Origin of the sequence: Streptomyces sp. NPDC097619 (assembly GCF_040302735.1) — a bacterium.
Lineage (GTDB): Bacteria > Actinomycetota > Actinomycetes > Streptomycetales > Streptomycetaceae > Streptomyces.
Window position 1 is genome coordinate 1 of the sequence record NZ_JBEOSD010000113.1, and the last position, 26,956, is coordinate 26,956.

Consider the following 26,956-nt stretch of genomic DNA (forward strand, 5'->3'; position numbering starts at 1 on the left):
GTGGTAACTATAACCATCCTAAGGTAGCGAAATTCCTTGTCGGGTAAGTTCCGACCTGCACGAATGGCGTAACGACTTCTCGACTGTCTCAACCACAGGCCCGCACCGATCGGGCGGGGGCGCGCCGCGGGACCGGGCGGCCCGGTGCCCGGGTGGACCGCAGCACGTCCGTCCGGGTGATCATGTCCGGATGACCGCGCACCAGCAGCACCAGACCACCCCTCCGGATCCGTCCCCGACGCGCGCGCGGACCGGGACCCGGGCCCCGACCGCCGCGCCCGGTACCGGAGACGCCCCGGTGACCTCCGCCGTCGCGTCCGCGTCCGCTTCCCCTTCCGCCCCGGTCCCCGTGCACGCCGCCGCCTCCGGCGCCTGGACGCTCGGGGACGTCTCCGTGCCCCGCATCGGGTTCGGCACCATGCGCCTGCCGCAGACCGGCACCGCCCTCGTGCCGGACGCCGTCCCCCGCGACCGGGACCAGGCCCTCGCCGTGCTCCGCCGGGCCGTGGAGCTGGGCGTCCGCCACCTCGACACCGCCGCCTTCTACTTCTCGCCGCTGCGCTCCGCCAACGAGCTCATCAACCGCGCCCTCGCCCCGTACGACGAGGACCTGGTCATCGCCACGAAGGTCGGGCCCTCGCGGGACGCCGCGGGGGAGTGGAACGAGCACGCGGGCCCCGAAGGGCTCCGGGCCCAGGTGGAGGAGAACCTCCGCCAGCTCGGCCGCGACCACCTGGACCTGGTCAACCTGCGGGTCCTCGGCACGGCGTCCGTAGCCGAACGCTTCGGGGTCCTCGCGGAGCTCCGCCGGGCCGGACTGATCCGCCACCTCGGCCTGTCCAACGTGCACCCCCACCAACTCGCGGAGGCCCGGGAGCTCGCCCCCGTGATCTGCGTGCAGAATCCGTACGGCCTCGGCATGCGGCCCGACCAGGACGAACTGGTCCGCCACTGCGGGGAACAGGGCATCGCCTTCGTCCCCTTCTACGCCCTCGCCGGCTCCGCCGGGGAGCGGGGCCGCGGCGGAGCGACGGAGGCACCGGAGGTGCTGCGGGTCGCGCGGGCGCACGGCATCACCCCCGTGCAACTCCGCCTCGCCTGGACCCTGCACCGGGGCCCGCACGTCCTCGCCATCCCCGGTACCGGCGACACCGCCCACCTGGAGGCCAACGTGGCCGCCGGCGCGGTCCGGCTCTCCGAAGCCGAGCTGGCCCTCCTGGAGACCGTGCACCACCGCGCCGCCTGACGGACCCGCGCGCGGGGGAGGAGCCCACGGCATGCGCGTCGAGCGCGCCGGTCCGCGAGGCCCCGCGCGGGGAAGGCGGTCGGTCCGAGGGTTCCGGCCCGTCGCGGGGCCCCCGGGCGGTGCCCGGTCCCGGCCCCGCTCAGCCGAACAGGGCCCGGCGGAAGGAGTCCCGTACCACCGCGGCGGGGCCGCCGCCGTCCGGTCCGGCCGGGGCCGGGGGCGCCAGGAGCACGGCCCACGTGCCCTGGGCCGGGTGCAGCCACAGCCCCGAACCGCCCCGGCCGTGGTGGGCCCACAGCCCCCGGCCCGGCGCGGTCCCCGGGGCCGGGTACCAGCACAGCCCCCGGGGCGGGGCCAGCTCACCGGTCCGGATCCGCAGCGAGTCGTACACCCACCCCGGGCCGAAGCCCACCGGGTCCGCCGCCAGCGTCCCGTGCAGGAACCGCGCGAGATCGGACAGCCGGGAGCGGACCGGTCCGCCGTCCGCTCCGGCCGAGGTGCCGGTCATCCCGAGCGGGCCCCAGACCCGTTCGGCGGCGACCGCGACGGCGGGCCGCCCCGCCAGGTGCTCCAGCAACAGCCCCAGGACCTCGATCCCGTGCTCGCTGTACTCCACGGCCCGGCTCGGTGGCCGTACCGGCACCGCCACCGCGAGCGGGTCCGGGGCGCCTCCCCCGCAGGGCAGGCCGGCGGTGTGCGTCAGCAGGTGATGGGGGGTCACCGCGGCCAGGGGATGCCCGGACAGCGCCGTCCAGGAGCGCCCCAGCGGGGTGTGCAGCCGCAGGGTGCCCTCCGCGGCCAGCACCCCCGCCGCCGCCCACACGGTCACCACCCCGCCCGGGCCGCCGTCGAGGGCGAACCCGCTCTCCGGGCCCTCCGGAAGGTCCGGCGCGGCGCCCAGCCCCCGCACCCCGGCCCGATCGCCGAAGGCCCAGGCGGAACCCGGCAGCAGCGGAGCGGGGCCGCCGCCCGGGAAGGACGAGGAGGAGCCCGCGGGGGGTCCGGAGAGCAGGGGGAGCAGCGCCATGCCCGCAGGCTAGGCCGCCCCGCACGGCCCCGCCGCACGGCGCGGCCGGACGGGGCAACCGGCCGGCCCGCACGGCTCCGTCCTTCGAGCGGCCCCTCGCCCCGCCCCGGGCCCGCGGACGCGCCCCTCAGCCGTCCCCGGTCGACCGGCCCGCACCCGAGCCCGCACTCCTGTCCGCAGACGGGTCCGCACCCCGGTCCGGCCCGCCGGCCTTCCGCTCGGTGATCGTGTCCGCGAGCACCCGCAGCCCGTCCCGGTCCAGGTGGAGCACCCCCTCACCGGTCTCCCACCGCAGCTCCGGGCCCTCCACCGGGCGCACCGTCAACGCGCCCCCCGGCACCGTCAGCGCCACCAACGGCGCGTGCCCCGGGAGCACCCCCAGATCCCCCGCCGGGGTCCGGACGGCCACGAACCGCGCCCCGCCCGACCACACCACCCGCTCCGGTACCGCCAGCACGACATGCAGAGAGTCCATCGGGAACAAGTACCGCACCGGGACCCGCCGGTCCGGAACGCCCACGCCGGCGCGTCCCGCGTCTTGAACAACCCCAGCGGAAGACACCACTGTTGGCCGAATGACCGAAGACACCCGCCCCGTCACCGAGCCCGAGCCCGCCGGCCTGCCGCACCGGATCGACCCGGCCGGCGGCTGCCCGCACGCCCTGAACGCCCGCCTCCGCGAAGCCGCCGGACCCGTGGCCGAGGTGGTGCTCCCCGGCGGCGTACCCGCCGCCCTCGTCCTGGACCACGCCGCCCTCACCGAACTCCTCTCCCGACCCGAGGCCGCCAAGGACCCCCGCCACTTCGTCGACCTCCAAGAGGGCCGGATCCCCGCCGACTGGCCGCTCCGCGCCTTCGTCGCCTCCCGGGGCATGCACACCGCCGACGGCGCCGACCACCGCAGGCTCCGCGCCCTCGTCGGCAACGCCTTCACCGCCCGCCGCACCGAACTGATGCGGCCCCGCGTCGAAGAGCTCACCGCCTCCCTCCTCGACGACCTCGAACGCGCGGCGTCCGCATCCCCCGACGGCACCGCCGACCTGCGCCGCCACTTCGCCCTCCCGCTCCCCATGAGCGTCATCTGCGAACTCCTCGGCGTGGACCCGGCCCACCGCGAACGACTCCACTCCCTCTCCTACAAGGTGATCGTCGCCACCGACACCGTGCCCGCCGAGGCCGTGGCCGCCATGGGCGAACTCGTCCGTCTCATGGGCACCATCGCCGACGCCCGACGCGCCGACCCCGGAGACGACCTCACCAGCGCCCTCCTCGCCACCCGCGACTCCGACGGCGACCGACTCAGCGAGGCCGAACTCATCGGCACCATGCGGCTGATGCTCGTCGCCGGACACGAGACCACCCTCAACCTCATCACCAACGCCGTCCGCGCCCTCTGCGCCCACCGCGACCAACTCGACCTGCTCCTCACCGGCAAGGCCACCTGGTCCGACGCCGTGGACGAAACCCTCCGCTGGGACGCCCCGGTCAGCTGGTTCCCCTTCCGCTACGCCGCCCGCGACCTCACCCTCGGCGACCACACCGTCCGCCGCGGCACCCCGCTCCTCGCCGGCTACAGCGCCGCCGGCCGCGACCCGCGGGCGTACGGACCCGAGGCCGACCGCTTCGACCTCACCCGCGCCCCCGCCGCCCGCAACCTCTCCTTCGGCCACGGGGCCCACTACTGCCTCGGCGCGCCCCTCGCCCGCCTCGAAGCGACGGTCGCCCTCGAACGGCTCTTCACCCGCTTCCCCCGACTCGACCTCGCCGTCCCGGCCGGCGACCTCCCCCACCAGCCCAGCTTCATCGGCAACAGCGTGGACGAACTCCCCGTCACACTCGGGAACCGATGAGCCGTCGGGCCCCCGGGTCCGATGCGGAAGCCCCGCCGACCGGTGCCATCATGGTCCCCACGAGGCACAGGGGAGGGCCGATGGGGCGGTTCGGTGGACAGGCGGCCGAGCCGCCGCGCGAGGCCGCGGCGGACCGCCGGGCCCTGCTCATCGGGGTTCCGGAGGTCCCCGCGGCCGCCGGTACCTTCCCCTCCCTGGACCGGGCCGTCCCGGCCGACCTCCGCCTCCTGGAGACCGCCCTCACCGAAGCCGGGTTCACCGTCGACACCCGCCTCGGCACCGGGCGCTCCGCCACCGCCGTGGCCCTCACGGAAGCGGCCCGCGCCGTCCCCGAAGGCGGTCTCCTGCTCCTCTACTTCAGTGGCCACGGAGTCCGTCTCGGCGACGTCGACCACCTCGTCCCCGCCGACGCCCTCGCCCCCGCCGACGGCGAGTGGACCACCGCCCACCGGGAATCGCTGCTCCCCGCCGACATCGGCACCCACCTCGCCGACTGCCGGGCCGGCACCGTCCTGTGGATCATCGACGCCTGCCGCGACGCCCTGCCCGGCGAGGAGGCCGCCTTCGGCAGCCGCATCGCCCACGGCCCGCCCCACGGCGGCTTCGCCGTCCTCACCGCCTGCGGCATCGGACAGACCGCCGGATCCACCGCCGAGGGAAGCCACTTCACCCGCGCCCTCGCCGAGGCCCTCTCCCCCCTCAGCCCGCCCCGCACCGTCGAGGAGGTCTTCGACGCCACCGGCCGCCCCACCGCCCGCCTCAGCCGCGGCACCCAGCGGGTCGGCACCCACTACGCCCACGACCACGAACAGCGGACCCGTACCACCCTCCTCTGCGAGGGCCGCGACCTCGCCCCCGCCTGGCGCGACGCCGTCGACCACGAAGCCCTGTGGGCCCTCGCCGACCCCAGCCAGGGATCCGCCGCCGCCCGCGTCCGCAGTCTCCTGCCCGACCTCGCCGAGGACTGCGCCCGCCGCGTCCACCTCGCCCGCCGCCGCCTGCCCGACCCCTGGGCCGACGAGGACCACCCGGTCCGCGTCCTCACCCGCGAACTGCCCCGCCTGCTCCCCGCGGGCTCCCTCGCCCCCGCCGAGGTCGCCGCCCTGGCCGCCGCCGTCCTGCTCCGCGAGGCCGCCTGGGCCGACCGTCTCGCCCAGGCCGCCGAAGCCGCCCCCCTGGAGACGGGCCGCCGCGCCGACGCGGCCCCGCAACGCCGCCACCTGGAACAGATCCACACCCAGTACGCCCACCTCGCCCGCAAGGTGCCCCACTCGCCCGACGTGGCCCTCTGGCTGGTGCACCGCTGGATCGCCGACCGCCTCGACACCGAGGACGACCCCCTCGGCCCGGACGCCGCCGCCTCCTTCGCCGCACGGCTCCTCGGCCTTCCCGCGTCGCCCCCGACCAACGGACCCGCCGCGGGCGCCCAGGGAGGAGCCGCCGAGTTCGCGCGGATCCTCACCGCCCTCGCCCTCTCCGTCGGCCAGGAGACCCCGACCGCCCTGACCTCCGGCGCCGGTATCGCCCGCGTCAGCCTCCCCGAAGGCGTCCAGGAAGTCCGGCAGCGCCCCCTGGCCCTCGCCCTCGGCCTCGCCGGACTCCTCGCCGTGGACGTCCGCACCCTCCCCGAGGTCATCGCCGAACACCTCGCCGCCGCCGACCGCATCACCCCGCCCGAGGTGGTGGCGGCCGTCCGCGGCGCCGTGCAGTGGCAGACCGAACAGGGCGAACGCCCCGGCGGCGACGCGGGCGGCACCTTCCACCTCTACGCCCGCTGCCCCCACCAGGCCGTCCACGCCGCCCTCCAGGAACTCGCCGACCGCGCCGACCGCGCCTGCGGCCACGCCGCCCGCCTCCGCGAGGAAGCCACCGTCCGCGAGTCACGGTTGTTGGCGGCCCTGCCCGTGCGCGTCACCTCCCGCGACCTCGCACCCGAACTCGTCGACGGCCGCGAAGCCTACGAAGTCCCCCTGCTCCGATTCCAGCTCGCCCAGACCGAAGTCCGCGAACTCCTCATGGGCCGGCAGCTCTACGGCAACCCGGCCCTCGCCCTCCGCGAGCTCTACCAGAACGCCCTGGACGCCTGCCGCTACCGCGCCATGCGCCACCGCTACCTCGACCACCAGGGCCGTCCCGCCGCCCCCTGGGAGGGCCGCATCCTCATCCGGCAGGGCGAGGACGAACGCGGCCGGTACGTGGAATGCGTGGACAACGGCGTCGGCATGGGCCTCGAACAACTCACCGGCACCTTCACCCGCGCCGGCAGCCGCTTCGAGACCTCCCGCGCCTTCCGCAAGGAACAGGCCGCCTGGCTGCGCGCCGACCCGTCCTTCCGGCTCTACCCCAACAGCCGTTTCGGCATCGGGGTGTTCAGCTACTTCATGCTCGCCGACGAAATGACCCTGACCACCCGCGCCACCGGCCCCGACGGCCTCCCGGCCCCCGAAGCCCTCTCCGTGGAGATCCCCAGCAGCGGCAGCCTCTTCCGCATCCACCACGACGCCGAACCGGGCGCCCTCCCGGCGGGCGGCACGAGGGTCCGCCTGTACCTCAGGAAGGACCCGGAACTGGCGGACCTGGACTGCGCGAAGGAGCTCCGGGAGGTCCTGAAAGTCAGCGACTTCCACGTGGAGGCCCGCTCGGGGAAGGAGAGGGCGCTCTGGAGGCCCGGGGTGCTCGGGGCGATCGGCTCGACCGAGTACGGGGACTGGCTGGAGGCCGTGCCCGGCACGGTGTGGTGGACGTCGGGCGATGGGGCCGTGCTGTGTGACGGCATCACCACGGACCGGACGACCCACGGGTACGTACTGAACCTGGCGGGCGAGCACGCGGGGGTGCTCAGCGTGAGCCGCAATGAACTCCTCGCACGCGACGAGGAATGGGTGACCGACCGGCTCCGTGCGGGCGCGGTGCACCTGCCCGGATGGCCTTCCCTGTGCATGGAGTGGCTCTGGTCCTTGGAGGACGCCGAGCTCGACGTGGCGCTTGCCCTCCGTCCCGTGCTGCACGGGCAGGGCCTGGAGGTCCGCTGCCGACGGACGGGACGGGAGGTGCCGCTGGACGAGCTCGGATGGTTCGGCCTGGACCGGCGGATCCTGGAGACGTCCGGGCCGCCGGCGGGTGGGGCGATCGCCATGATGTTCGATCCCTGGCGGCGGGCCTCCCACCGTGTGTCGCGGGAAGGGGCCACTTCACCGGCCTCCTTCGTCGGATACCCGGTGCCCGAACCGGGAGACGCGCGCCTCTACGACGAACGCCTCACCGACTTCCTGGGAGCGACGGGCGAGGTCGCCGGTATGACCCCACACGAGGTGACCCGGCGGCGACGGCGGTACCGGATCGTGCACCCCCGCCTCGGGGCGTCACTCACGGTGGGCGACGGTCCCTCCCGGCGCGTGCGCCAAGGACTGCCCCGTCGTTCACGGCTGGACGACGTCCCCTTGGACGCGCTGTGGGCGAAAGCGCGGTCGGACCGAACGTCCGAGGTGCCGCCGCACCACCGGGGCCACGTCTGCACGAGCGAGGAGATCGGCCTGCTCTACTCCGGCGATTCCCACTGGCCGATCCGTCAGCCGTGGGAGGTCTGCGCGGTGGCGGAGCGGCACGGGGTTCCGGCTGCCGAGGTCCTGGCCACGGTGGACCGGTTCGCCTGGCTGGGCTGGACGACGGCCGGTGCGGACGAGGTCAAGGCGTGGGAGGAGCTGGCACCCGACCGGAAGGCCCTCGTCCTGGCCTTCACGGACCGCAGCGTCGAGCTCACGTGGTGGGCCGTGGTCGCCTACGCGGCCCGCCTGCGGATCACCTTGGAGCAGGCCGAGACCGATGTCGCGCAATGGGTGGTGAGCCTGGGCCTGACGCTCGCCGACAGGCCCGGGCCCGTCATCGACGACGCCGTACCGGAGCCGGGGGTGCACGAAGCCCTCATGGGGCTGTTCGCCACGGGGTGGGGGAGCGTCCTGACCGGGGGAACGCAGTACGAGCCGTCCCGACTGCTGATGCCGCAGGAATACCACGCGCTGTTCGCGCGGCTGTCCGGCGTCGGTCTGACTCCGGTCTTCAGGCCCGATCTCGCGCAGGAGTGCGCGGATCTCCCCCTCCGCACGGCCGCGGTGCTGACAGGGAGCACGGACCGGAAGGCGATTCCCCGCACCACGACCTCCGACGTGCTGTTCTCGGCTGCGGCAGAGCTCGGCGAACCGCTCGGGCAGATGTGGGAGCTCGCCGAGAGCTGCGCGGACCGGTTCGCCCTCCCGGTTCCGGAGCTCCCCGCCGGACTGGCCGACGTCCGCCCCGTCACGGCGGAACGCGACGCGCTCGTCGACCTCGATCACGCGAGGCCCGTGACCGGTTCCTGGCATCCCGTGGGACCGTGGAAACTGGCCGTCTTCGCGCGTGGCCTCGCTCTCGCGCCGGCCGTCGCGTACCAAAGGCTCGTTCGCTACGTCCCCCTCGGCGCGCGCGTACCCGCCCTCGGCTCCGAGCAGGTGGGCGCGCTGCCCCCGGAGGTTCCCGACGCGCGGACTCTGCTCGCCCTCGACAGCGAGTACCGGGTCACCGGGGAGTCCGAGCCGTTCACCGCGCTCGATCTGCTCGGCATCGCCGGGCGGCTCGGGGAGACGGTGCGGGAGACCTGGGCCCGGATCGAGCCGTACGTGCCCTTGATGCCCGTGCCGCCACAGGTGCCCGCGGCCCCCGACGTGTTGCCGTTGTGGCAGGACTTCGCGCTGCTGACCCGGCACCTGGACGGGCACCCGCCCGCCGTGAAGGGGCGGGTCACCGCCGAGCACGTGGCCTTCGCCGCCGACGGGGTCGACGCCACGCCGGCCTGGGTGTGGGAGCGGCTGCGGCACTACGCGGAGATGTTCGGACTCGACCTGCAGGAGGCACCCCCCGCATGAGCACCAGTGGCGCCTGGCCCGCCCCGGCCCCCGTACCCGCCGATCCGGCCCCGACCTCGCGGGCCCATGACTTCGCCGTCCCCTACGTGGAGCGGGACCTCGGCACCGTCGTGGCCGTCTTCGCCCAGGCGCACCACGCCGCGGGCGTCACCGTGTCGGGGGAGTGCCCCGGCTGCCACGGGCTCACGAGGACCGATCACCCCTTCGGTCTGCCCGGCCCCGAGGCCGACCCCGGCAGCGGGCCGAAGGGACTGCGGGAGCTGCTCCGCCGGTTCGGCGGGGGCGGCGGCGAGCCGGAACCTGACAGCGCGGAGGACGTCCTGGCCACGGAGCCGCTGTTCTGCGAGTGCGGGTACGCCCACCCCGGGCAGCCCGCCGACCCGGTGTTCATCGGCTGCGGTGCGAGCTGGCGGGTCGCGCCCCCGCAGGCCCCCGTCTCCTCACCGGCCCCCGCCCCCGCACAGGAACCCGCCTCGGTACCCCACCCGAGCGCCGGCGGCTCCCCGTGACCGCCGCCGACGACCGGTACTGGGCCGTTCTCGCCCGGCAGTTGAAGCACGCGCAGCTCGCGGGGGCCCGGCGGCAGGCCGAGGGGTGGCGGGCCGGGCTCTCGGGGTTGACCGGGTTGTTGGCCGTGCTCGTGGTCCTCAAGGGCCGGGACAGCCTGGACGGTCTGCCCGACGGGGCCCGGCTGCTGGCCGGTTGCCTGGTCGGGGCCGCGTTCCTGCTGCTGCTCACCGGTACGGTCCTGGCGGTGCGGGCCGCCCACGGCCGCCCGGGGGAGCGGATCCTCCTGACCGGCGGACGGCTGCGCGCCTGGACGGAGGGCGAGGTGGCGCGGGTGGGCCGCCGGCTGCGCGAGGCCGCCTGGTGCTGTCTGGTCGGTGTCCTGCTGGCCGCGGCGGCCGTGGTGGTGGCGTGGACGACCACGACGGACCCGCCCGGGACGCTGGTCCGGGTGGTGACGCCCGCCGTCACGGTCTGCGGGGAACTCGTCGGCGCGGACCCCGCCTCCGTGAGTCTGTGGACCGGCACGGGGGACCACCGGACCCTGCGGACCGTGCCCGCGGGCACGGTGACTCCCGTCCGGGCCTGCCCGGCCCCCTGACCGGTCCGGCGCGCCGACCGAGGCGGGCGGCCCCGCGGGCCCCTGTCTGGGTGGGCCCGCAGGGCCGCCCCGGGGCCCCGGCCCGTCAGGGATCCGGGGCCCCCGGCCACTCCGGTACCCGCCGCGGCTCCGCCGGAACCGGCCGGTCCGTGACGATCCGGCCGGACCGCCGCCGCGGTACCGGAGAGCGGGTGGTGACGGTGTCGGAGCGGGGGACGAGGTCGCCGACGCGCGTCAGCCGGAGGCGCGGTCAGCGGGAGGGGCTGACCTGGACCGTGGTGACGGCGCCGCCCGCGGCCTCCTTGACGACCTCGATGCGGGTCCCGGTGTCCGGCACCTTCACCCCGACCTGCGGCAGCTCGGGGTTCCAGTACACGCCCTTGCGGTCGTCGAAGACGGGCACGCCCGCCCGCTCCGGCACCAGCACCGGCACTCCGTTGCGGTGGAACACCAACTCCTTGCTCGCGGCCCGCGAGAAGGTCGCGTCGAAGGTCTGCGCCCGCGCGTTGAGGAGGGTGCCGTCGGTGTGGCGCAGGGCCTCCGGCCGTGCGTCCACCGGCAGCAGCATGCCCGCGCCCGGGTGCGCCTTCGTGGTGTTGTCGCTGTACGCGGTGTCCCACAGCCAGATCAGCACGCCCGGCTGGTACGGGTAGAACTCGACGGTGTCCTTGCGGGCCGGGTCGGAGCCCCAACCGAAGTTGTACGGGCCCGTCTTGAGGTAGGAGCCGTAGCCGACGTAGCGGCGGTTCTCCACCAGGTAGGCCCGCGGGTGCTCGGCGATGCCGGTGCGGCCCTCGGTGCGGGACCACTTCACGGCGGTCCAGCCGTTCGCGCCCTGCTCGGCACCGTCCCGCAGGAGCTCCCGGCCGTCCGCGCTGATCCGCAGGGCGTCGAAGGTGACGCCCTTGCCGTGGGTGTTGCTGTCGGAGGTGACGCGCAGCCGCAGCTGCACGGAACCGCCCGCGAACCGGTCCAGCGGCACCGACAGTTCGGTCCAGCCGGCGGAGGTGCCGGACACGCCCTTCGCGGGTATGGCGGCGCCGCCGACGGTGCCGGGGAGGGACGTCCAGGTACGGCCCGCGTCGGTGGAGGACTCCACCGTGAGGAAGTCGAAGTCCTGCTCGATGTCGTACCAGAGGCGGGCGTCGAGCCGGGCTCCGGAGCCCGCCGCGACCCCGGTGAGATCCACGGTGCGGGTGAGGGTGTTCTCCATGAAGTCGCCGGTGCCGCTCCACCACTGGCTGCCGCCCTCGTACGGGTCGGTCAGGTCGGTGCGCTTCACGGACGGCGGCAGGTGCACCAGGAGCGCCTGCGGGTCCTCGGTGTTGTAACCGGAGACGCCGAGCACGGCGCGGGTCCTGCGGCCCGCGTCGGCCTCCGTGTACTCCAGCCAGCCCAGCTGGAGCTTGCTCCAGGCGTCCAGGTCCCCGGGGAAGTCGCCGGTGGTGTTGCGGCCCTTGGCCAGGTAGGAACCGGCCGACATCAGGGACCAGTAGTTGACGCTGTTGTCGCCGTCGGAGCTGTACAGGTCGGGCAGGCCCAGATCGTGGCCGAACTCGTGGGCGAACAGGCCCACTCCGCTGTTCTCCCCGCCCGTGAGGTAGTCGCCCGCCCAGATCCCGGAGTCGCCGACCTGGGTGCCGCCCGCCTTGTTGCCCTCCGGACCGGCGGTGCCCGCCTGGTTCCAGTAGGCGAACCAGCGGTGCGCCCACACGGCGTCCGTGCCCTGCGCGCCGCCGCCCCAGGTCTGGTCCTTGCCGGCGTGCACCACCATCAGGTGGTCGATGTAGCCGTCGGGCTCGTCGAAGTTCCCGTCCCGGTCGGCGTCGTAGCGGTCCCACACGTCGTACTCGGCGAGCTGCGCCTTGATCTCCGCGGGGGTGCGGCCCTTGGCCCGCTCACCGTGGTACCAGGCGTTGGAGGCGTCGCGGATCATGTCCCAGTTGGTGCGGCACTGGCCGGACTCGGAGCAGTTGTCCGTGCCGTAGCGGGCCTCGTTCCAGGGCAGCCGCACCCAGTCGGTGACGTGCCCGTCCATGTCGTAGCGGCCCGAGGACTGGAGCCGGTAGTAGTTGCGCAGGCTGACCGCGCCGGGGTCCGCGGAGAAGAACTGCTTCTGGTAGTACGAGCGGTCGAAGTCCTTGCGCCAGACCGTGTGGTTGTCGGCCTTGGCGGGCTTGCCGATGGTGTTGTGGCGCGGGCCCGGGGTGCCGCCGAACCGCGGCTTGCCCTCGAACATCGTGGTGTCGTCCACCTGGTCGCCGAACTCGGCCAGGATGACGAAGATCTTGTCCTTGCGCTCCTGGGCCAGCTCCACGTACCGCTTGCCGATCTTCACCTGGCGGGGGAGGGTGCCGTCCGCGCCGGCCTTCACCCGGCCCGAGGCCACCTGTTCCAGGGCCTGCTTGCGCAGGGCCAGGCGCTGGAGTTCCTGGGGTGCGGGCGGCGGGGACTCGGCCTGACGGGGGCCGGATGCCGCGGGGGCGGGGGGAGCGGGGGCCGCCTGCGGGGCGGCGAGCGCGGGGGCGGCGATCAGGGCGAAGGTTATCGCCGCTCCTGCCGCGATGAGTCTGCGCAAGGTACGTGTCCTTTCGAACCGTGGACGGTCGAGCGCAGGTAATATTTCACATGTGACAGGTCATGAATAGGTGTGCGGTGTGACATTCCACATTGCGATGTGAAGGTGCACACCCTCCTCCTGCCCGGAGCCCCCCCGCCGGGTGGGCCTCAGCCCACCCGCACCTCCACCGAGTGATAGCCCGTGGCCCCGTCGGGCAACGTGCCCTGACGCCGCTCCGTCTGGAAACGTCCCGTGCCGTCGGCGGCCCGAACCTCCAGCCGGTGCCGGCCGGTCTCCGCCGGCCATTCCCACACCCACTGCCGCCAGGTGTCCACCCCGTCCGCGGCCGCCAACCGGGCCTCCTGCCAGGGCCCGCCGTCCACCCGCACCTCGACCCGCGAGATCCCCCGGTGCTGCGCCCAGGCCACTCCCGCCACCGCCACCCGACCCGCTTCCGGCACCCGCCCGAAGGACCGTGGGGTGTCGATCCGGGACTGCGTCTTCACGGCCGCCCGCGCCGCCCACCCGCGCCGCACCCAGTACGCGTCGTACGCGTCGAACCGCGTCAGCCGCAGCTCCGTCAGCCACTTGCAGGCGGACACGTACCCGTACAGCCCCGGTACCACCATCCGCACCGGGAATCCGTGGGCGAAGGGCAGGGGTTCGCCGTTCATCCCCACCGCGAGCAGGGCGTCCCGGCCGTCCATCACCGTCTCCACCGGGGTGCCGATGGTCATCCCGTCCACCGACCGCGCCACCAACTGGTCGGCCGGGCCGCCCCGCGACGGCGGCTCGACCCCCGCCTCCCGCAACAGGTCCGCCAACGGCACCCCCAGCCAGCGGGCGTTCCCCACGTACGGTCCGCCGACCTCGTTGGACACGCAGGCCAGGGTGACGTCCCGGGCCACCAGGCCCCGGGCCAGCAGCCCCCGGTAGTCCAGGGTCAACGGTCGGGCCACTCCCTCCCCGTGGATCCGGAGCCGCCAGCCCTCGGCCCGCAGGTGCGGCACCGCCAGGGCCGTGTCCACCCGGTAGAACTCGCGGTTCGGGGTGAAGAACGGCCCCAGCCCGGGCACCCGCAGCTCCGTTCCGGCGGGGAGCGGCGGCGCCGGCGAGACCGGTGCGGGCAGCCGCAGCGCCTGCCGGGCCGCCTCGGCCTCCGCGCTGCCCGAGGCGTTGACCTGACGCCCGATCAGCCCGCCGAGCCCCGACAGCACGGCGGTTCCGGCCGCGAGCTGTACGAACCTCCGCCGGTCCGAGGGGGAACCGGCCCCCCGCTCCGGATGCCCCGCCCGGACCCGCACCGCCAACAGGTACAGCACCGCCGCGGCCACCAGACCCGCCACGACCGACGGCACCGCGTCCCGCCCCGCCCCCTCCGGGCGGGACACCGCCGCCACCGCTCCCACCAGGCCGAAGGCCAGGGCCAACGCCGCCCCGACCCCCGGCCGCCGGACCGCGAGCACCCCCGCCGCCGCCGCGCAACCGGCCAGCACCAGGAGCACCCCCAGTTGCAGGACGAGCTTGTCGGAGCTGCCGAACACCCGGATCGCCCAGTCCTTGACCGCCGCCGGGGTCGCGTCGATGACCGCCCCGCCCACCGCCCGCACCGGACCCGACTCGGGCCGCAGCACCGCCGAGGCCAGCTCGGCCAGACACAAGCCCGCGAAGGCCGCGACCAGTCCGCACACCGCGCCCAGCCGCGTCCGCGCGGCCCGCCGACCGGAGTCGGGCGGGAGACCACCGGAGAGCGAGCCTCCGCCGCCCGCCCCCGCGCCGCCGCCCGAACCTCCGCCCCGCACACTCCCCGCGCCCGTACCGCCCGTCGCCCGGGCGCGTTCCTCAGCCATGCGGCACTCCCTCCGGCCCCGAACCCGGCCCGGAACCCGGACCCGGACCCGACTCCCGCGTCGACCCCGATCCGGGGCCGTGCCGGAGCCGCGCATCCGACGGGTCCACGCCCTCGGGGCCCGCGACGGCTCGGCCGCCGGATCCCGTCCCGGGCAGGGGACGCCGCTTGCGGAGCCCTATGATCCCCCCGATGTCGCCGAGGAGGCCGCGCTCCGTCCTGCCCGCGCGAGCGGCCTCCCGCAGCTCCTCCGCGCGCGCCGCCGTCCCCTCGGCGCCCTCCGTCCCCGCACGCTGACCGGGCACGTCCGCCATTGCTGCTCCCCTCCGGCGGCCCCGCCGCCCGGCTCGGTGTCCGGGACAGTGAAACCCTCCCCGGCCCCCACCTCCCGCACAGGACACGGAAGTTCCCACGGGCGGGTGAAGCAGGTGATCACATGACGGCACCCCCGGCGGAACACCCGGTGTCCGGAGCGGGGCGCGGACGCGGTCCCCGGAGGGAGGGAGGGAGGGGGAGGGAGGAGGCGGGCCCGGGCACCGCCGCGCCCCCGCTGCCGTCACACCGGCAGGGCCCAGGCCTGCCGGGTGAAGTGGTAGCCGCAGCTACGGGCCCGCAGCGGGTCGGCCGCCGCGGGCGGGGCCTCCAGGCAGAGCCGGGTGCCCTGGACGCGCAGGGTGCGGTCCGCCGCCCACTGCCAGCGCTGGCCCGCCACTCGGGCCGGATCGCAGGCGGCCAGCGACACCGCCGCGGCCGTGCTCCCGGCTCCGGCCGTCAGGCACCGGCCGCCCAGCCGGACCGTGCCGTCCGCGGGGCGGGTCCACCGCTGGTCCGCCGCCCCCGTGCAGGTCCCCATCACCACGGCCGCGGGACCCGCCGAACTCACCCCGTCCGCACAGCGCATGGCCTCGCCGGTCACCTGGCCGGTGGGCACGGCCGCCGCGCAGCCCTGCGGGGTGAGCCGCCACACGGCCGTCCCGTGCGCGGGCACCGTCGCCGTCAGCGGACCGGAGGTGGTGGCGGCCGTACCGGTCCACAGGTCGCGGGCCGAGACCCGGCAGCCCGGCAGTCCGATCCGGTCCAGGGACACGCTGACCTGCCGCGCCGCGCCCGTCCGGTTCAGCACGGCCACCGCCCGGTCAGCGCCCGCCAGGGGGCGGGCCAGCACGTCCGTGCTGCCGTCCGTGGCGACCACGGCCGCCTGTTGCCCCAGCGGATCCTGGTCCACCTCGATCAGCCGGGTGTTGCCCAGGGCCGCGAGCCCGGCCGGGGTCAACTTCCCCACGTCGGAGGAGAGGATCATCGGCGCCGCCATCATCGCCCACAGCGCCACCTGCGTCCGGGACTCCTCGGCCGTCAGCCCCGGAGCCCCCGCGATCAGGAAATCGGGGTCGTTCCAACGGCCGGGCGCCGCGTACCGGCCCAGCCAGCGGTTGTACCCGTAGTTGCCGAGCACCGAGGCCCACCGCGAGGCGCCCGGTGTCGACGGCTGGTACACCTGCACGTCCCGGCCCTCCCGCCACAGGTGCGAGGTCCCGGAGGTCCAGCCGAGCACGGCGAACCAGGTCGGGCTGCCCCACTCGCCGTTCTGGAAGTACGCGGGAGCCGAGGCCGAGAACACGATGTCGCGCCCGCTCTCCCGCAGCGCCTTCGCCGCCGCCCGGTAGGCGTCCCGGTACGCGGCCTCCTTGGTCTTGGTCGGCGGGATCCACATGTTGCAGCCGTCCATCTTCAGGTAGTCCACGCCCCAGGACGCGAACAGCGCGGCGTCCTGGACGAAGTGGTCCCTGCCGCCACCCTGGGGCCTCCCGCTCCCCGGGAACTTCTCGCAGGTCAGCGCCCCGGCGTCCTGGTACATCCCGAACTTCAGCCCCTTGCCGTGCAGGTACCGCCCCAGCCAGGCCATGCCGCGCGGGAACTTCACCGGATCGGCGACCAGGTTCCCGTTCCCGTCCCGGCTCCGCTTCAGCCAGCAGTCGTCCACCGTCACCGTGTCGTAGCCCTTGGCGGCGAGCCCGGTACGGACCAGCGCGTCGGCGGTGTCGACGACCGTCTTCTCGTCGATGCGGCACATGTAGTGCGCCCAGTTGTTCCAGCCCATGGGAGGCGTGGCGGCGAGCCCGGCCGCCGCGCCACCCGGCCCGGCGGCCGCGACCTGCGGGTGTGCCGCCCGAGGCCCGGTGGGGGCGGTGCCGGCGGCGGAGCGGCGATCGGTGGACTCGGGGGCGGAGGCCGCGGACGAGGCGACGGGGGGTGAGTTGAGCGCGGCCACGAGGGCGGCGGCCATCAGGCAGCCGCGGACGGTACGGGGGCGTGGGGACACGGTGACTCCTCGCTGCACGGGGTGCGTACTGACGGAACGTCAGAGGGGTGGGGGGTCAGGTGACGCCAAGTCACTGCCCCTCAGGTATGCCCGCTTCCGGGTGCGGCTGCACGGCGGTCCGGATGCCGTCCGGTGCACACCCGCGAAACATCCGGCATCCCGCGCTCACCTCGATCGTCGGCGGAGGCGAAACCCGGCCCCGCCGGCGTTCGCGGCGCGGGGGTACGGGGCGGAGCCCCCGAGGGCGAGGACCGGGGCGGAGCTCCGGGGTCGGGCAGGGGCGGGGAGGGGAAGGGGCCCGAGCGGCGGACCGGCCCGGATCGGCCCCGGCCCGGCTCGCCCCGGCATCGGCTCGGTCCACCCCAAGGTGATACGCCGTACGATACGCTGTATCTCATGCCCAGGACCTCCCCCGCCCTGCACCGCGCCACCCCCGAGGCCATCGCCGAGTCCGCCCTCGCCCTCGTCGACGAGTCGGGCCCCCAGGCCCTCAGCTTCCGGACCCTCGCGGAGCGCCTCGGCGTCTCGCACGCCACCGTGCAGCGCCGGTGCACGGACCTCGCCGGGCTGCTCGACCTCTGCACCGACCACTTGGCCGCCCGGCTCCCCGAGGTCCCGGCCGGCACCGACTGGGCCACCGGTACCGAGCTCCGCTTCACCGCGCTCTACCGCGAACTGACCGCCCACCCGGGCCTGCTGCTGCTCCGCGGCAGCCGACCCTGGCTCGGCCGGAACCTGCTGGCCCGACTGGTGGAGCCGGCCCTCGCCGCGAACCTCGCCGTCGGCATGGACCCCACCCGCGCCATGGCCGTGTACCGGCAGATGTACCTCCTCACCCTCGGCAGCGCGGCCTTCGTGGACCACCGCGACCCGGCCGCCGTCACCGCCGCCTCCCGGGCGGCCCTCGCGGCCCTGGATCCGGAGCTGTTCCCGGTCCTGGCCGGCCACACCGAGGCCCTGCTGCCGCCGCTGACCGACCACGAGGTCTTCCGCGAGGCCCTGCGCACCCTCATCCGGGCCGCCCGCCCCTGAGCCTCCCCGTCCCCGCATCCGCACCCGTCCACGACACGAGGAGCACGACGTGACCCAGCAGCTCGACTACGCGCTCGTCCAGGACGCCGCCGCCCGCATCGCGGGCCGCGTCCGGCCGGTGGCCGTCGCCCCCGCCGGCCCCGGCACCTGGTTCGCACTGGAACACCTCCAGCACACCGGCAGCTTCAAGGCCCGCGGCGCCCGGAACTTCCTCGCCGCCCACCGCGAGGCCGGCGGTCTGCCCGCCGCCGGGGTCACCATCGCCTCCGGCGGCAACGCCGGACTGGCCTGCGCCTGGGCGGCCCGCGCCGAGGGGATACCCGCCACCGTGTTCCTCCCCGAGACCGCCCCCGCGGTCAAGGTCAAGCGCCTCGCCTCCTACGGGGCCGAGGTCCGGCTGCACGGCTCCGGCTACGCCGAGGCCGTGGAAGCCTGCCGCGCGCACGCCGCGGACAGCGGGGCGCTGCTCAGCCACGCCTATGACCATCCGCTCGTCGCCGCGGGAGCGGGCACCCTGCTCGACGAGATCCGGGCGGCCCTGCCGGAGTTGGACGCGGTGGTGGTGTCGGTCGGCGGCGGCGGACTGTTCGCGGGGGTGGCGGCGGCGGCCCGCGCCCACGGGGTGAGGGTCGTCGCGGTGGAGCCGGAGAACTGCCGGTCCCTGCACGCGGCCCTCGAAGCGGACCGCCCGGTGGACGTGGCGGTGTCCTCGGTGGCCGCGGACGCGCTCGGCGCTTCCCGGGTCTCGGCCGACGCCCTCGCGGCCGCGAAGGACCCGGGCGTCACCCCGGTCCTGGTACCGGACGAGGCGGTGGTCCGCGCCCGCCTGGCCCTGTGGGAGGAGCACCGGCTCGTGGTCGAACACGCGGCGGCCACCGCCTGGGCGGCGGTCGCCGGATCCCCGGGGGTCCACGGGGAGCGCACCGCCGTGGTGCTCTGCGGGGCCAACACCGATCCCGCCGACCTGAGCTGACGGTCCCTCCCTCCGCCCCTCCGTCCTCGCCCCGGGAGTTCCTTCCGGCGGTCCCCTCGGCCGGGACCCGCCGGCGCCCGCGACGAAGGTCGTGGCCGCTCGCGACTTTCGAGGACAGTGCCGGGCACCTCCCTCCTGCGAGGCTCGGTACCGTCCGCGCCGCACACCCGCGACGCGGACGGTACGCGCGGGTCGGCAGACCGGCACGAGGAGAGGAACGGCAGTGGCGGAGCGGCGGAACGGATGCCTGATCGGTTGTGCGGTGGCCGGGGTGATCGGGTTGGGGCTCCTGGCCGCGCTGGGCTTCGGGCTCTTCAAGCTCGTGGGCGCGGCCGAGCAGACCCTCCTCGACCAGAAGGTGTACGAGGCCGTGTCCGTGGGCGAGTCGGAGCGGGCGGTGCGTGACCGGCTCCCCGAGGGCGGCACCTTCATCGAGGGGGCGCTCAAGGACGGCGGCCCGGCGCAGCCGGCCGGTACCACCTGCGCCTGGTACATAGCCGACGGCACGGACGGCGGCGACGAGGTGTTCCGCTTCTGCTTCCGGGACGGCAAGCTCGCGGAGAAGGTCCGCTACGCGATGAAGTGACGGCAGGGCCCGGCGGCGAGAGCCGCCGGGCCCGCTCTCGTCAGGTGGGCAGTTCGCCCAGGGCGCTCCCGCGAACCCACTCCGACCAGGATATGTTCCAGTCGCCGTAGCCGTTGCCGAAGCGGTCCATCGGCTTGCCGGAGGAGCCGACCGCCTTGATCACGTCGCCCTTGCGGCTGAGCCGGTACAGCCATTCCGCGTCCGCCTCGGACATCCCGATGCAGCCGTGGCTGACGTTCCGCTTGCCGAAGGCTTCGGCGTTGTCGGGCGCGGCGTGGACGTACTCGCCGCTGACGGTCTCGCGCATGCTCCAGCGGTAGCGGTCGTAGAACCCGTCGGGGCTGGTGCGGGGGATGCCGATGGTGAGCGAGTCCATCAGGACGGTGCCGTCCTTGCTGAGGACGGTTTTGATCCCGTCGCGGGTGCGGAAGCGTTCCTCGCCGCCGCTGACGGGGATGGTGCGCAGGGTGCGGCCGTTGCGGACGACGGTCATGGTGTGGGCCGAGAGGTCCACGGTGCTGACCATCGCGTCACCGATGGTGAAGCGGAGCCTGCGGTCGCCGACGGCGGCGGTGCGGTCGTCCAGTCGGACCCCGTCGAGTCGGGCGTCCAGCTCGACGCGGGTGCCCCGGGGCCAGAACTCCCGGGGGCGGAAGTGCAGGTGGGTGGCGCCCTTGGCCTCGGCCCAGTGCCAGGCTCCGGTGACCCCGGTGGAGGTGGAGATCCGGAGCCGACCCTCGATGCCGGCGCGGAGGGCGGGGTCGACCTTCTGGTGGGGGAAGACCAGGGAGACGGGCTGCCCGACCCCGACGGTCTCGCCGTTCTCGGGGGCGAGCGTCGGCCGGACCCGGCGGGCGGCGTCGGTGAGCATCCGTGCGGGGGGCGGGGTGGCGGAGGTCGCCGGCGCGGCGGGGGTGCCGGAGGGGGTCCGGGCGGCGTCGTGCGGCGTGGTCGACGCGGAGGGCGCGGACGGCGGGGCCGACGAGGCGGCGGCCGCGGCCCCGGCGATCCGATCGCTGTCGGACTCCGCCAGGCCGCAGCCGGTGGTGAGGACGGCGGCCGTCAGGGCCAGGGCGGTGCCGGGCAGCAGGTGGACGCGGGCGGGCCGGCGGGAGCCCCCGGTGCGGGCACGGTCGGACCGGGAACGGGTGGAGAAAACGGGCATCCCATCATTCTTTGCCCTCTCTTGACCCGTGAGGCGCGCCACAGGTCCCGGGGTCGAGGGCCGAAAGTCCCGTGCCGTTCCGGGCTCGGCGGCGTCACCGGCCCCTCCTCGCACTTATGCACCTAGTTGCAAAACCCTGGCCGGCTCGCTACAACAAGGGGGACCGCACCGCGCGAGGAGGCGCCCCCCATGAGCCAGTACCCGCACCTGCTGAGCCCCCTGGACCTGGGGTTCACCACCCTTCCCAACCGGGTGGTCATGGGTTCGATGCACACCGGTCTGGAGGAGGCCCCGCAGGGCTTCGAGCGCCTGGCCGCCTTCTACGCGGAGCGGGCCCGAGGCGGCGCCGGCCTCATCGTCACCGGCGGCATCGCCCCCAACGACCGGGGCCGCCCCTTCGAGGGCGGGTCCCGCCTGACCACCGCCGCGGAGGCCGAGGAGCACCGGGCCATCACCTCGGCGGTGCACGCCGAGGGCGGGAAGATCGCCATGCAGATCCTGCACTTCGGCCGGTACGCCTACCACGCCGACCTGGTCGCGCCCTCCGCGCTGCAGGCCCCCATCAGCCCCTTCGTGCCGCACGAGCTGAGCGACGACGAGGTCGAGGAGACCATCGAGGACTTCGTCCGGGCCGCCCGGCTGGCCCGCGCCGCCGGATACGACGGCGTGGAGATCATGGGCTCCGAGGGCTACCTGATCAACGAGTTCATCGCCGCCGCGACGAACCACCGCGAGGACCGCTGGGGCGGCTCCTACGAGAACCGGGTGCGCTTCCCCCTGGAGATCGTCCGCCGGACCCGCGAGGCGGTGGGCGAGGACTTCATCATCATCTACCGGCTCTCGATGCTGGACCTGGTGCCCGGCGGCTCCTCCCTGGAGGAGGTGGTCTCCCTCGCCAAGCAGATCGAGACGGCCGGCGCCACGATCATCAACACCGGCATCGGCTGGCACGAGGCCCGGATCCCGACCATCGCCACCTCCGTGCCGCGCGGCGCCTACACCTGGGTGACCCGCAAGCTGATGGGTGCCGTGACCGTGCCGCTGGTCACCAGCAACCGCATCAACACCCCGGAACTGGCCGAGGAGATCCTCGCCGACGGCCGCGCCGACCTGATCTCGATGGCCCGCCCCTTCCTCGCGGACCCGGCGTTCGTCGCCAAGGCCGCTGCGGGCCGCCCCGAGGCCATCAACACCTGCATCGGCTGCAACCAGGCGTGCCTGGACCACACCTTCAGCGGCCGGATCACCTCCTGCCTGGTCAATCCGCGGGCCTGCCACGAGACCGAGCTGACCCTCGCCCCCACCCGCCTGAGGAAGCGGGTCGCCGTGGTCGGCGCCGGCCCCGCCGGCCTGGCCTGCGCGGTGTCCGCCGCCGAACGCGGCCACGAGGTCACCCTGTTCGAGGCCGCCGGGCACATCGGCGGGCAGCTCGACGTGGCCCGCCGGATCCCCGGCAAGGAGGAGTTCGAGGAGACCATCCGCTACTTCGGCACCCAGCTCACCGAACACGGCGTCGACCTCCGCCTGAACACCCCCGCCGACCTCGACGCGCTGCGCGACTACGACGAGGTGGTCCTCGCCACCGGCGTCACCCCCCGCGTCCCGGAGATCCCCGGCGTGGACCACCCCCACGTGGTCGACTACCTCGCCGTCCTGCGCGACGGCGCCCCCGTCGGCGGGCGCGTGGCCGTGGTCGGCGCCGGCGGCATCGGCTTCGACGTGGCCGAGTACCTCACCGACAGCGGCGAGGGCGCCGCCCAGGACCCCGAGGTCTACTTCCGGCACTGGGGCGTCGACACCGACTACGCCGCCCGCGGCGGACTCGGCACCCCCGAGCGCCCCGCCACCCCCCGGTCCGTGACCCTGCTCCAGCGCAAGGCCGGCAAGCTCGGCAAGGGCCTGGGCACCACCACCGGCTGGATCCACCGCGCCGAGATCCGGCACCGCGGGGTCGCCACCGTCGCCGGCGCGACCTACGAGCGCATCGACGACGAGGGCCTGCACATCACCGTGGACGGCGAGGCCCGCCTGGTGCCCGCGGACACCGTCGTCCTGTGCACCGGCCAGGAGCCCCGCCGCGACCTCTTCGAGGAGCTGGCCGCGGCCGGGATCACCGCCCACCTGATCGGTGGCGCCGACGTGGCCGCCGAACTCGACGCCAAGCGGGCCGTCCGCCAGGGCACCGAACTGGCCGCCCGCCTCTGACAGCGGCGGGGGACAGCGCCTCCCCGCACCCGCGCCGCAGGCCGCGAAAGCGGCTCCCGACCGCGCATTGTGGCGGCCCCGCACAGGCCGCCACAATGCGCGGTGTGACGCAGACTCCCGCGCGGCCCGCCGCGCTGACCCCCGCCGACGCCGAGCGCGTCCTCGCCGACAACTTCGCGCCCTGGGTGCTGGACCTGGGCCTCACCGTGACCGAGACCGGCACCGACCACGCCGTGCTCCGGCTGCCCTGGTCCGACCGGCTGGCCCGCGAGGGCGGCGGGCTCTCCGGCCAGGCCATGATGGCCGCCGCCGACACCGCCACCGTCATCGCGATCTCCGCGGCCCGCGGCGGGTACGGCCCCATGACCACGGTGCAGCAGTCCACCAGCTTCCAGCGCCCCGTGATCGGCGCCGACCTGCTCATCGACGTCCGCATCACCAAGCTCGGCAAGCGGATGGCCTTCGCCGACGTCACCCTCACGGCGGAGGGCACCGGCGAACCGGCCGCCCGCGCCTCCACGGTGTACGCCCTCCTCGGCTGAGCCGTCGGCCGCGAGCCGCGAGCCCGACACGCGCACGAGGCACGCGGACCGGCCGCCACCCCCAGGGGTGACGGCCGGTCCGCGTGTGTCGCGCTGCCCCAGGGGGGCCGATCAGATGTCGATCACGCGGTAGGCGATCGTGTAGACCCCGCCGGAGCCCTCCAGCGAGCGGTACTGCACCTCGCCGCCGAACTCGCTGCCCGTGACGAGGGTCGCCCCCAGCTTGTCGTCCCCGCTGGTGGTGTCGTAGTCCCACAGGGTCAGCGTGCGGGCCTGCTGCTTGCCCAGCACCAGCGCGGCGTTGCCGTTGCCGTCCGCGAGCGAGCGGACGTAGTTCGTGCCCATCGTCTGGTACTTGGCACTGCCCGGCCACACCTTGACCTGGTTGCCGTTGGCGTCGGTGACCTTCAGGTACGCCTCGTCGTGGTCGCCCTCGCTGTTCTGGTGGCAGGTCAGCTGGAGCAGCTCGATCCGGACGTGGTCGATCGGCTCGGCCTGCGCGGCACCGGCGAAGCCGGTGAGGCCCCCGAGGGCGAGCAGGGCGGCGCCGGCGAGTCGGATCGTACGGTTCATGGTGGTGGTCCCCCGTGTCCGGGCCGCCGGGCGGAGCCGCGGCGGCCGTGTCTCCCGCCCCCGGTCTCCCCCCGGGGCGGTGTGCCGTTCCCCCGGCACGACCACCACTCTGCCCGCCGGCCCCGCACCCGCTCTACGCGCGTTCCGCTCAGTGGAACGGGCCCCGGGCCGGCCCGGACCGGCTCAGCTCAGCAGGTCCGGCGGGAGGTCCTCGGGGAACGGCGGCGCGTACCGCAGGCCACGGCTGACGGCCGCGCCCGCCTCCGCGGCGGCCCGCGCCACCGGCTCCAACGGCCGGTGCGCCGGCACCACGGCCGCCAGCGCCGCCACCGTCCGCCCGTCCGGTGCCCGCACCGGCAGCGCCACGCAGCTCACCCCCGGCAGTACCGCCTCCCGGTCCAGCACCGGTCCGGGACGCAGCGGCCCGCGCACGGCCAACCCCGCCGCCGTGCCGAGCGGGAAGCCCAGGCCGTTGCGGACCGGCACCGTGGCCTCCGCCTCGCCCGGCACCGAACTCACCGTCAGGGCCCGCTCCTCGTGCAGCACCGTCAGCACCACACTGGCCCCGGTCACGGCGCGCAGCCGGTGCAGGGGCAGCCGGGCGGCGGCCCGCAGTCCCGGATGCGGCTGCCAGGCCTGCCCCAGCCGGTACAGTCCGGCGCCCACCCGGTAGCGGGAGCCGTGCCGTTCCACCGCGCCCAGCGCGCACAACTGCTCCAGGAGCCGGTGCACCGTGGCCTTCGGGACCCCGCAGGCCAGGGCCAGTTCGGTGACCCCCGCCTCGTCGCCCTGCCGGCGCAGGGCCTCCAGCAGGGCGAAGGCCCCTTCCAACACCCCGCGGCCCCGGGCCGTCCCGCCCGCCGCGTCCTGCTCCCGGGCGGGCTCCGCGCCCGCCGCTCCCCGTCCCCGCCGCACGGTCATCTCGGTGCGTCCCCCCGGATCCTCGGCCCGGCCGCGTCCCCCGACGGCACGACCCGGACCGAGCACATGATGACCCCGGCCGCCCGGGAGCACGAAGGATTTCGCGGGCGCGTCCCCGCCCCGGCGCAGGTGACCAGCAGGGTGTACTAGTAGTACACCCCGCTGGTGTGTACTGTCGTTCCATGACGCCGCTCCCTCGTTTCCACCGGCTCCCGGCCGACCGCCGGGAAGCCTTCCTGGCCGCCGCCCGCGCCGAGTTCGCCGCGCAGGGCCCCGACACCGCCTCCTACAACCGGATCATCGAGTCCACCGGGGTCTCCAAGACCGCCGCCTACCAGTACTTCGACGGCCGGGAGGACCTCCTCGGGGCCGTCCTCGCCGACGTGCTCGACCGGCTCCTCGGGGTGCTCGGCCCCTGGCGCCCGGCCGGGGGGCCCGAGGAGTTCTGGGCCCGCCTCGCCGCCGGGGCGGAAGCCCTCGCCGCCCACCTCGCCGCCACCCCCGAGGACCTCGCCCTCGCCGAGGCCGCGGTGGCCCGGGTCGGCGGCGGCGCCTGGCTCGGCTGGTTCGGGGAGCTCGTCGACGACGGCCGCCGCCTCGGCGTCATCCGCACCGGGGTCGACCGGGACCTGCTGGTGGCCGCCACCGCCGCCGTCCTCAAGGCCGCCGACGGCTGGGCCCTCGCCGCCCTCGCCGCCGGCGCCGAACCCCCCAGGCACCAGGTCTGGGAGCTCCTCGCCGCCCTCTGGTCCAGCCCCTCCGCACCCGGCCGGGAGATCTGAGATGCGCGCCGACGTCACCGTGGACTGGGAGATACCGCTCACCCCCGACGGCCTCCTCGGCCGCCTGGAACGCTTCATGGGGCCGGGCAAGTCCCGGGCCGAATCGGCCGTGGAGGCGGCGGGCGGGGTCCTCGCGGCCGCCCTGTTGGCCGCGGGCCTGCTCGGGTCCGCCGCCGCCCGCGACTGGTCCGCCCTCCAGTGGGTGGTCGTGGCCCTCGCCGGCCTGGACCTCATCGGCGGGATCCTCACCAACTCCACCAACGCCGCCAAGCGCTGGTACCACCGCGAGGACCCCGGCGCCCGCCGGGCCCGGCTGCTCTTCGTCTCCGCCCACCTGGGCCACCTGGTCGCCTTCGGCCTGCTGGTCCTCGACGGCGACCTCACCTGGACCCTCGGCAACGCCGCCCTGCTCGCGGGCGCCGCGGCCGCCGTCGAGTTCACCCCCGTGCACCTCACCCGACCGGTGGCCGCGGCCGCCTGGACCTCCGTGGTCCTGGTGAACCTGTTCTGGCTGCCGGTGCCCCCGGCCCTCGCCTGGTTCGCCCCGCTGTTCTTCCTCAAGCTGCTCGTCTGCCACCTGGTCCCGGAGGCGCCGCTGCGGGTGAGGGGCCGTGACTGACCCCGCCGCCCGGATCCGCTCCGGGACCGGCCCCGCCGACTGCGTCCCCGTCCTCGCCGCCGCCTTCGCCCGGGAGCCCGCCACCCGCTGGATCTGCGGGGACGCCCCCCGTACCCGCGCCCGCTGGTTCGCCGCCACCCTCGCCGCCCAAGCGGGCCTGCCCGGCGCCCGCAGCCACCTGCTCACCGGGGCCGACGGCACGCCGATCGCCGCCGCCGTCCTCACCCCGCCGGGGGCCGGCCCCGGCCTGCGGGCCCGCGCGGCCTGGGCCGCCCGGACCCTGGTGGGCTGCGGACCCCGACCCCTGACCCGTACCCTCCGCTACCTGGAGGCCACCGAACACCTGCCCCCCGAGGACGCCTGGACCCTGGAGTTCCTCGGGGTGCGCCCGGACCGCGCCGGCCGCGGCGAGGGCGGCGCCCTGCTGCGGCACGTCCTCGCCGACACCCCCGCCGGCGTTCGGCTCACCACCGCCGACCCGGCCAACGTCCCCTTCTACGCCCGGTACGGCTTCACGGTCCGGGCCCGGCCCGCCGTCGGCCACCTCGCCGTCACCGCCATGCACCGGCCCGCCACCGGCTGACCCCCTCCCGCACGGAACCGACGGCATCCGTACCGCGCACCAGGTCCGGGAAGGCCAGGATCACGCGCGAGGGCTCGATGTGGTGCAGCCCGAAGGAGCGCACGCCCGGGGTGTCGA

General features: G+C 75.3%; 21 protein-coding genes and 1 rRNA gene. 14 read left to right on the forward strand and 8 right to left on the reverse strand.

The window, feature by feature from the left end; genetic code table 11:
* Together ABTZ17_RS25950 and ABTZ17_RS25955 are read left to right on the forward strand one after the other, a co-directional pair.
* A 23S ribosomal RNA gene (locus ABTZ17_RS25950) occupies positions 1 to 112 on the forward strand; the annotation flags it as partial.
* A gap of 78 nt (positions 113 to 190) precedes the next feature.
* Complete coding sequence (locus ABTZ17_RS25955) at positions 191 to 1,246, forward strand: aldo/keto reductase (protein ID WP_352198123.1); 1,056 nt, start codon at positions 191 to 193, stop codon at positions 1,244 to 1,246.
* 139 nt (positions 1,247 to 1,385) lie between these two features.
* Here the strand turns inward: ABTZ17_RS25955 and ABTZ17_RS25960 are convergent, their stop codons facing one another.
* Both ABTZ17_RS25960 and ABTZ17_RS25965 read right to left on the reverse strand, forming a co-directional pair.
* Positions 1,386 to 2,273 (reverse strand): serine hydrolase domain-containing protein, encoded by an 888-nt coding sequence (locus ABTZ17_RS25960; RefSeq protein ID WP_352198124.1) that lies wholly within the window; start codon positions 2,271 to 2,273, stop codon positions 1,386 to 1,388.
* A gap of 127 nt (positions 2,274 to 2,400) precedes the next feature.
* On the reverse strand, positions 2,401 to 2,748 hold the full coding sequence (locus tag ABTZ17_RS25965; protein WP_352198125.1) for a F0F1 ATP synthase subunit delta/epsilon: 348 nt from the start codon (positions 2,746 to 2,748) through the stop codon (positions 2,401 to 2,403).
* Between the two features lie 100 nt (positions 2,749 to 2,848).
* On the opposite strand from ABTZ17_RS25965, the gene ABTZ17_RS25970 reads away from it, so the two are divergent.
* The 4 genes from ABTZ17_RS25970 to ABTZ17_RS25985 all read left to right on the forward strand — a co-directional run bounded on the left by ABTZ17_RS25970 (position 2,849) and on the right by ABTZ17_RS25985 (position 10,129).
* A complete protein-coding gene (locus ABTZ17_RS25970) occupies positions 2,849 to 4,123 on the forward strand; it encodes a cytochrome P450 family protein (protein ID WP_352198126.1) in 1,275 nt (424 codons plus the stop codon).
* A gap of 80 nt (positions 4,124 to 4,203) precedes the next feature.
* Entirely contained in the window at positions 4,204 to 9,021 is a 4,818-nt protein-coding gene (locus ABTZ17_RS25975; protein ID WP_352198127.1) for an HD domain-containing protein, read from the forward strand.
* Positions 9,018 to 9,530, forward strand: a complete 513-nt coding sequence (locus tag ABTZ17_RS25980) for a hypothetical protein (protein ID WP_352198128.1) — start codon at positions 9,018 to 9,020, stop codon at positions 9,528 to 9,530. The genes ABTZ17_RS25975 and ABTZ17_RS25980 overlap by 4 nt, the downstream gene beginning before the upstream one ends.
* Complete coding sequence (locus ABTZ17_RS25985; RefSeq protein WP_352198129.1) at positions 9,527 to 10,129, forward strand: hypothetical protein; 603 nt, start codon at positions 9,527 to 9,529, stop codon at positions 10,127 to 10,129. The genes ABTZ17_RS25980 and ABTZ17_RS25985 overlap by 4 nt, the downstream gene beginning before the upstream one ends.
* A 250-nt stretch (positions 10,130 to 10,379) precedes the next feature.
* Here the strand turns inward: ABTZ17_RS25985 and ABTZ17_RS25990 are convergent, their stop codons facing one another.
* From ABTZ17_RS25990 to ABTZ17_RS26000, 3 genes are all read right to left on the reverse strand, one after another.
* Positions 10,380 to 12,707 carry an immune inhibitor A domain-containing protein gene (locus tag ABTZ17_RS25990; RefSeq protein ID WP_352198130.1) on the reverse strand — a complete coding sequence of 776 codons (2,328 nt, stop codon included), beginning with the start codon at positions 12,705 to 12,707 and terminating at the stop codon, positions 10,380 to 10,382.
* 149 nt (positions 12,708 to 12,856) lie between these two features.
* On the reverse strand, positions 12,857 to 14,539 hold the full coding sequence (locus ABTZ17_RS25995; protein WP_352198131.1) for a molybdopterin-dependent oxidoreductase: 1,683 nt from the start codon (positions 14,537 to 14,539) through the stop codon (positions 12,857 to 12,859).
* A 555-nt stretch (positions 14,540 to 15,094) separates the two neighbouring features.
* On the reverse strand, positions 15,095 to 16,858 hold the full coding sequence (locus ABTZ17_RS26000; RefSeq protein ID WP_352198132.1) for a ricin-type beta-trefoil lectin domain protein: 1,764 nt from the start codon (positions 16,856 to 16,858) through the stop codon (positions 15,095 to 15,097).
* Between the two features lie 396 nt (positions 16,859 to 17,254).
* Here ABTZ17_RS26000 and ABTZ17_RS26005 point away from each other — a divergent pair, with 396 nt between their 5' ends.
* The 3 genes from ABTZ17_RS26005 to ABTZ17_RS26015 all read left to right on the forward strand — a co-directional run bounded on the left by ABTZ17_RS26005 (position 17,255) and on the right by ABTZ17_RS26015 (position 19,449).
* Positions 17,255 to 17,890, forward strand: a complete 636-nt coding sequence (locus tag ABTZ17_RS26005) for a TetR/AcrR family transcriptional regulator (RefSeq protein WP_352198133.1) — start codon at positions 17,255 to 17,257, stop codon at positions 17,888 to 17,890.
* Positions 17,891 to 17,939: 49 nt separating this feature from the next.
* A complete protein-coding gene (locus tag ABTZ17_RS26010) occupies positions 17,940 to 18,863 on the forward strand; it encodes a serine/threonine dehydratase (protein ID WP_352198134.1) in 924 nt (307 codons plus the stop codon).
* A gap of 223 nt (positions 18,864 to 19,086) precedes the next feature.
* Positions 19,087 to 19,449, forward strand: a complete 363-nt coding sequence (locus ABTZ17_RS26015; protein WP_352198135.1) for a hypothetical protein — start codon at positions 19,087 to 19,089, stop codon at positions 19,447 to 19,449.
* Positions 19,450 to 19,489: 40 nt separating this feature from the next.
* On the opposite strand, the gene ABTZ17_RS26020 is transcribed toward ABTZ17_RS26015, so the two are convergent.
* The gene (locus ABTZ17_RS26020; RefSeq protein ID WP_352198136.1) at positions 19,490 to 20,614 is read right to left on the reverse strand and encodes a L,D-transpeptidase; all 1,125 of its coding nucleotides are present in this window, start codon (positions 20,612 to 20,614) and stop codon (positions 19,490 to 19,492) included.
* Positions 20,615 to 20,803: 189 nt separating this feature from the next.
* Here ABTZ17_RS26020 and ABTZ17_RS26025 point away from each other — a divergent pair, with 189 nt between their 5' ends.
* Both ABTZ17_RS26025 and ABTZ17_RS26030 read left to right on the forward strand, forming a co-directional pair.
* On the forward strand, positions 20,804 to 22,819 hold the full coding sequence (locus ABTZ17_RS26025; RefSeq protein ID WP_352198137.1) for an oxidoreductase: 2,016 nt from the start codon (positions 20,804 to 20,806) through the stop codon (positions 22,817 to 22,819).
* 104 nt (positions 22,820 to 22,923) lie between these two features.
* Positions 22,924 to 23,361 (forward strand): PaaI family thioesterase, encoded by a 438-nt coding sequence (locus tag ABTZ17_RS26030; protein ID WP_352198138.1) that lies wholly within the window; start codon positions 22,924 to 22,926, stop codon positions 23,359 to 23,361.
* 111 nt (positions 23,362 to 23,472) lie between these two features.
* On the opposite strand, the gene ABTZ17_RS26035 is transcribed toward ABTZ17_RS26030, so the two are convergent.
* On the reverse strand, positions 23,473 to 23,934 hold the full coding sequence (locus tag ABTZ17_RS26035) for a hypothetical protein (RefSeq protein ID WP_352198139.1): 462 nt from the start codon (positions 23,932 to 23,934) through the stop codon (positions 23,473 to 23,475).
* 183 nt (positions 23,935 to 24,117) lie between these two features.
* Positions 24,118 to 24,855, reverse strand: coding sequence for an IclR family transcriptional regulator (locus ABTZ17_RS26040; RefSeq protein ID WP_352198140.1), 738 nt, complete (start codon positions 24,853 to 24,855; stop codon positions 24,118 to 24,120).
* Between the two features lie 182 nt (positions 24,856 to 25,037).
* Between ABTZ17_RS26040 and ABTZ17_RS26045 the strand changes: the two genes are divergently transcribed.
* The 3 genes from ABTZ17_RS26045 to ABTZ17_RS26055 are packed head-to-tail and all read left to right on the forward strand — an operon-like array spanning position 25,038 to position 26,839.
* Positions 25,038 to 25,637, forward strand: coding sequence for a TetR/AcrR family transcriptional regulator (locus ABTZ17_RS26045; protein ID WP_352198141.1), 600 nt, complete (start codon positions 25,038 to 25,040; stop codon positions 25,635 to 25,637).
* Position 25,638: 1 nt separating this feature from the next.
* Positions 25,639 to 26,256 (forward strand): hypothetical protein, encoded by a 618-nt coding sequence (locus tag ABTZ17_RS26050; protein ID WP_352198142.1) that lies wholly within the window; start codon positions 25,639 to 25,641, stop codon positions 26,254 to 26,256.
* Complete coding sequence (locus ABTZ17_RS26055) at positions 26,249 to 26,839, forward strand: GNAT family N-acetyltransferase (protein ID WP_352198143.1); 591 nt, start codon at positions 26,249 to 26,251, stop codon at positions 26,837 to 26,839. The genes ABTZ17_RS26050 and ABTZ17_RS26055 overlap by 8 nt, the downstream gene beginning before the upstream one ends.
* The last annotated feature ends 117 nt before the right edge of the window (positions 26,840 to 26,956 follow it).

Excerpts from the sequence above, each read along its gene's own strand:
- ABTZ17_RS26020 (WP_352198136.1), bottom strand. The coding sequence starts at position 20,614 with ATGCCCGTTTTCTCCACCCGTTCCCGGTCCGACCGTGCCCGCACCGGG.
- ABTZ17_RS25955 (WP_352198123.1), top strand. The coding sequence starts at position 191 with ATGACCGCGCACCAGCAGCACCAGACCACCCCTCCGGATCCGTCCCCG.
- ABTZ17_RS26045 (WP_352198141.1), top strand. The coding sequence starts at position 25,038 with ATGACGCCGCTCCCTCGTTTCCACCGGCTCCCGGCCGACCGCCGGGAA.
- ABTZ17_RS26035 (WP_352198139.1), bottom strand. The coding sequence starts at position 23,934 with ATGAACCGTACGATCCGACTCGCCGGCGCCGCCCTGCTCGCCCTCGGG.
- ABTZ17_RS25965 (WP_352198125.1), bottom strand. The coding sequence starts at position 2,748 with ATGGACTCTCTGCATGTCGTGCTGGCGGTACCGGAGCGGGTGGTGTGG.
- ABTZ17_RS26050 (WP_352198142.1), top strand. The coding sequence starts at position 25,639 with ATGCGCGCCGACGTCACCGTGGACTGGGAGATACCGCTCACCCCCGAC.
- ABTZ17_RS25995 (WP_352198131.1), bottom strand. The coding sequence starts at position 14,539 with ATGGCTGAGGAACGCGCCCGGGCGACGGGCGGTACGGGCGCGGGGAGT.
- ABTZ17_RS26025 (WP_352198137.1), top strand. The coding sequence starts at position 20,804 with ATGAGCCAGTACCCGCACCTGCTGAGCCCCCTGGACCTGGGGTTCACC.
- ABTZ17_RS26040 (WP_352198140.1), bottom strand. The coding sequence starts at position 24,855 with ATGACCGTGCGGCGGGGACGGGGAGCGGCGGGCGCGGAGCCCGCCCGG.
- ABTZ17_RS25975 (WP_352198127.1), top strand. The coding sequence starts at position 4,204 with ATGGGGCGGTTCGGTGGACAGGCGGCCGAGCCGCCGCGCGAGGCCGCG.
- ABTZ17_RS25970 (WP_352198126.1), top strand. The coding sequence starts at position 2,849 with ATGACCGAAGACACCCGCCCCGTCACCGAGCCCGAGCCCGCCGGCCTG.
- ABTZ17_RS25980 (WP_352198128.1), top strand. The coding sequence starts at position 9,018 with ATGAGCACCAGTGGCGCCTGGCCCGCCCCGGCCCCCGTACCCGCCGAT.
- ABTZ17_RS25960 (WP_352198124.1), bottom strand. The coding sequence starts at position 2,273 with ATGGCGCTGCTCCCCCTGCTCTCCGGACCCCCCGCGGGCTCCTCCTCG.
- ABTZ17_RS26005 (WP_352198133.1), top strand. The coding sequence starts at position 17,255 with ATGCCCAGGACCTCCCCCGCCCTGCACCGCGCCACCCCCGAGGCCATC.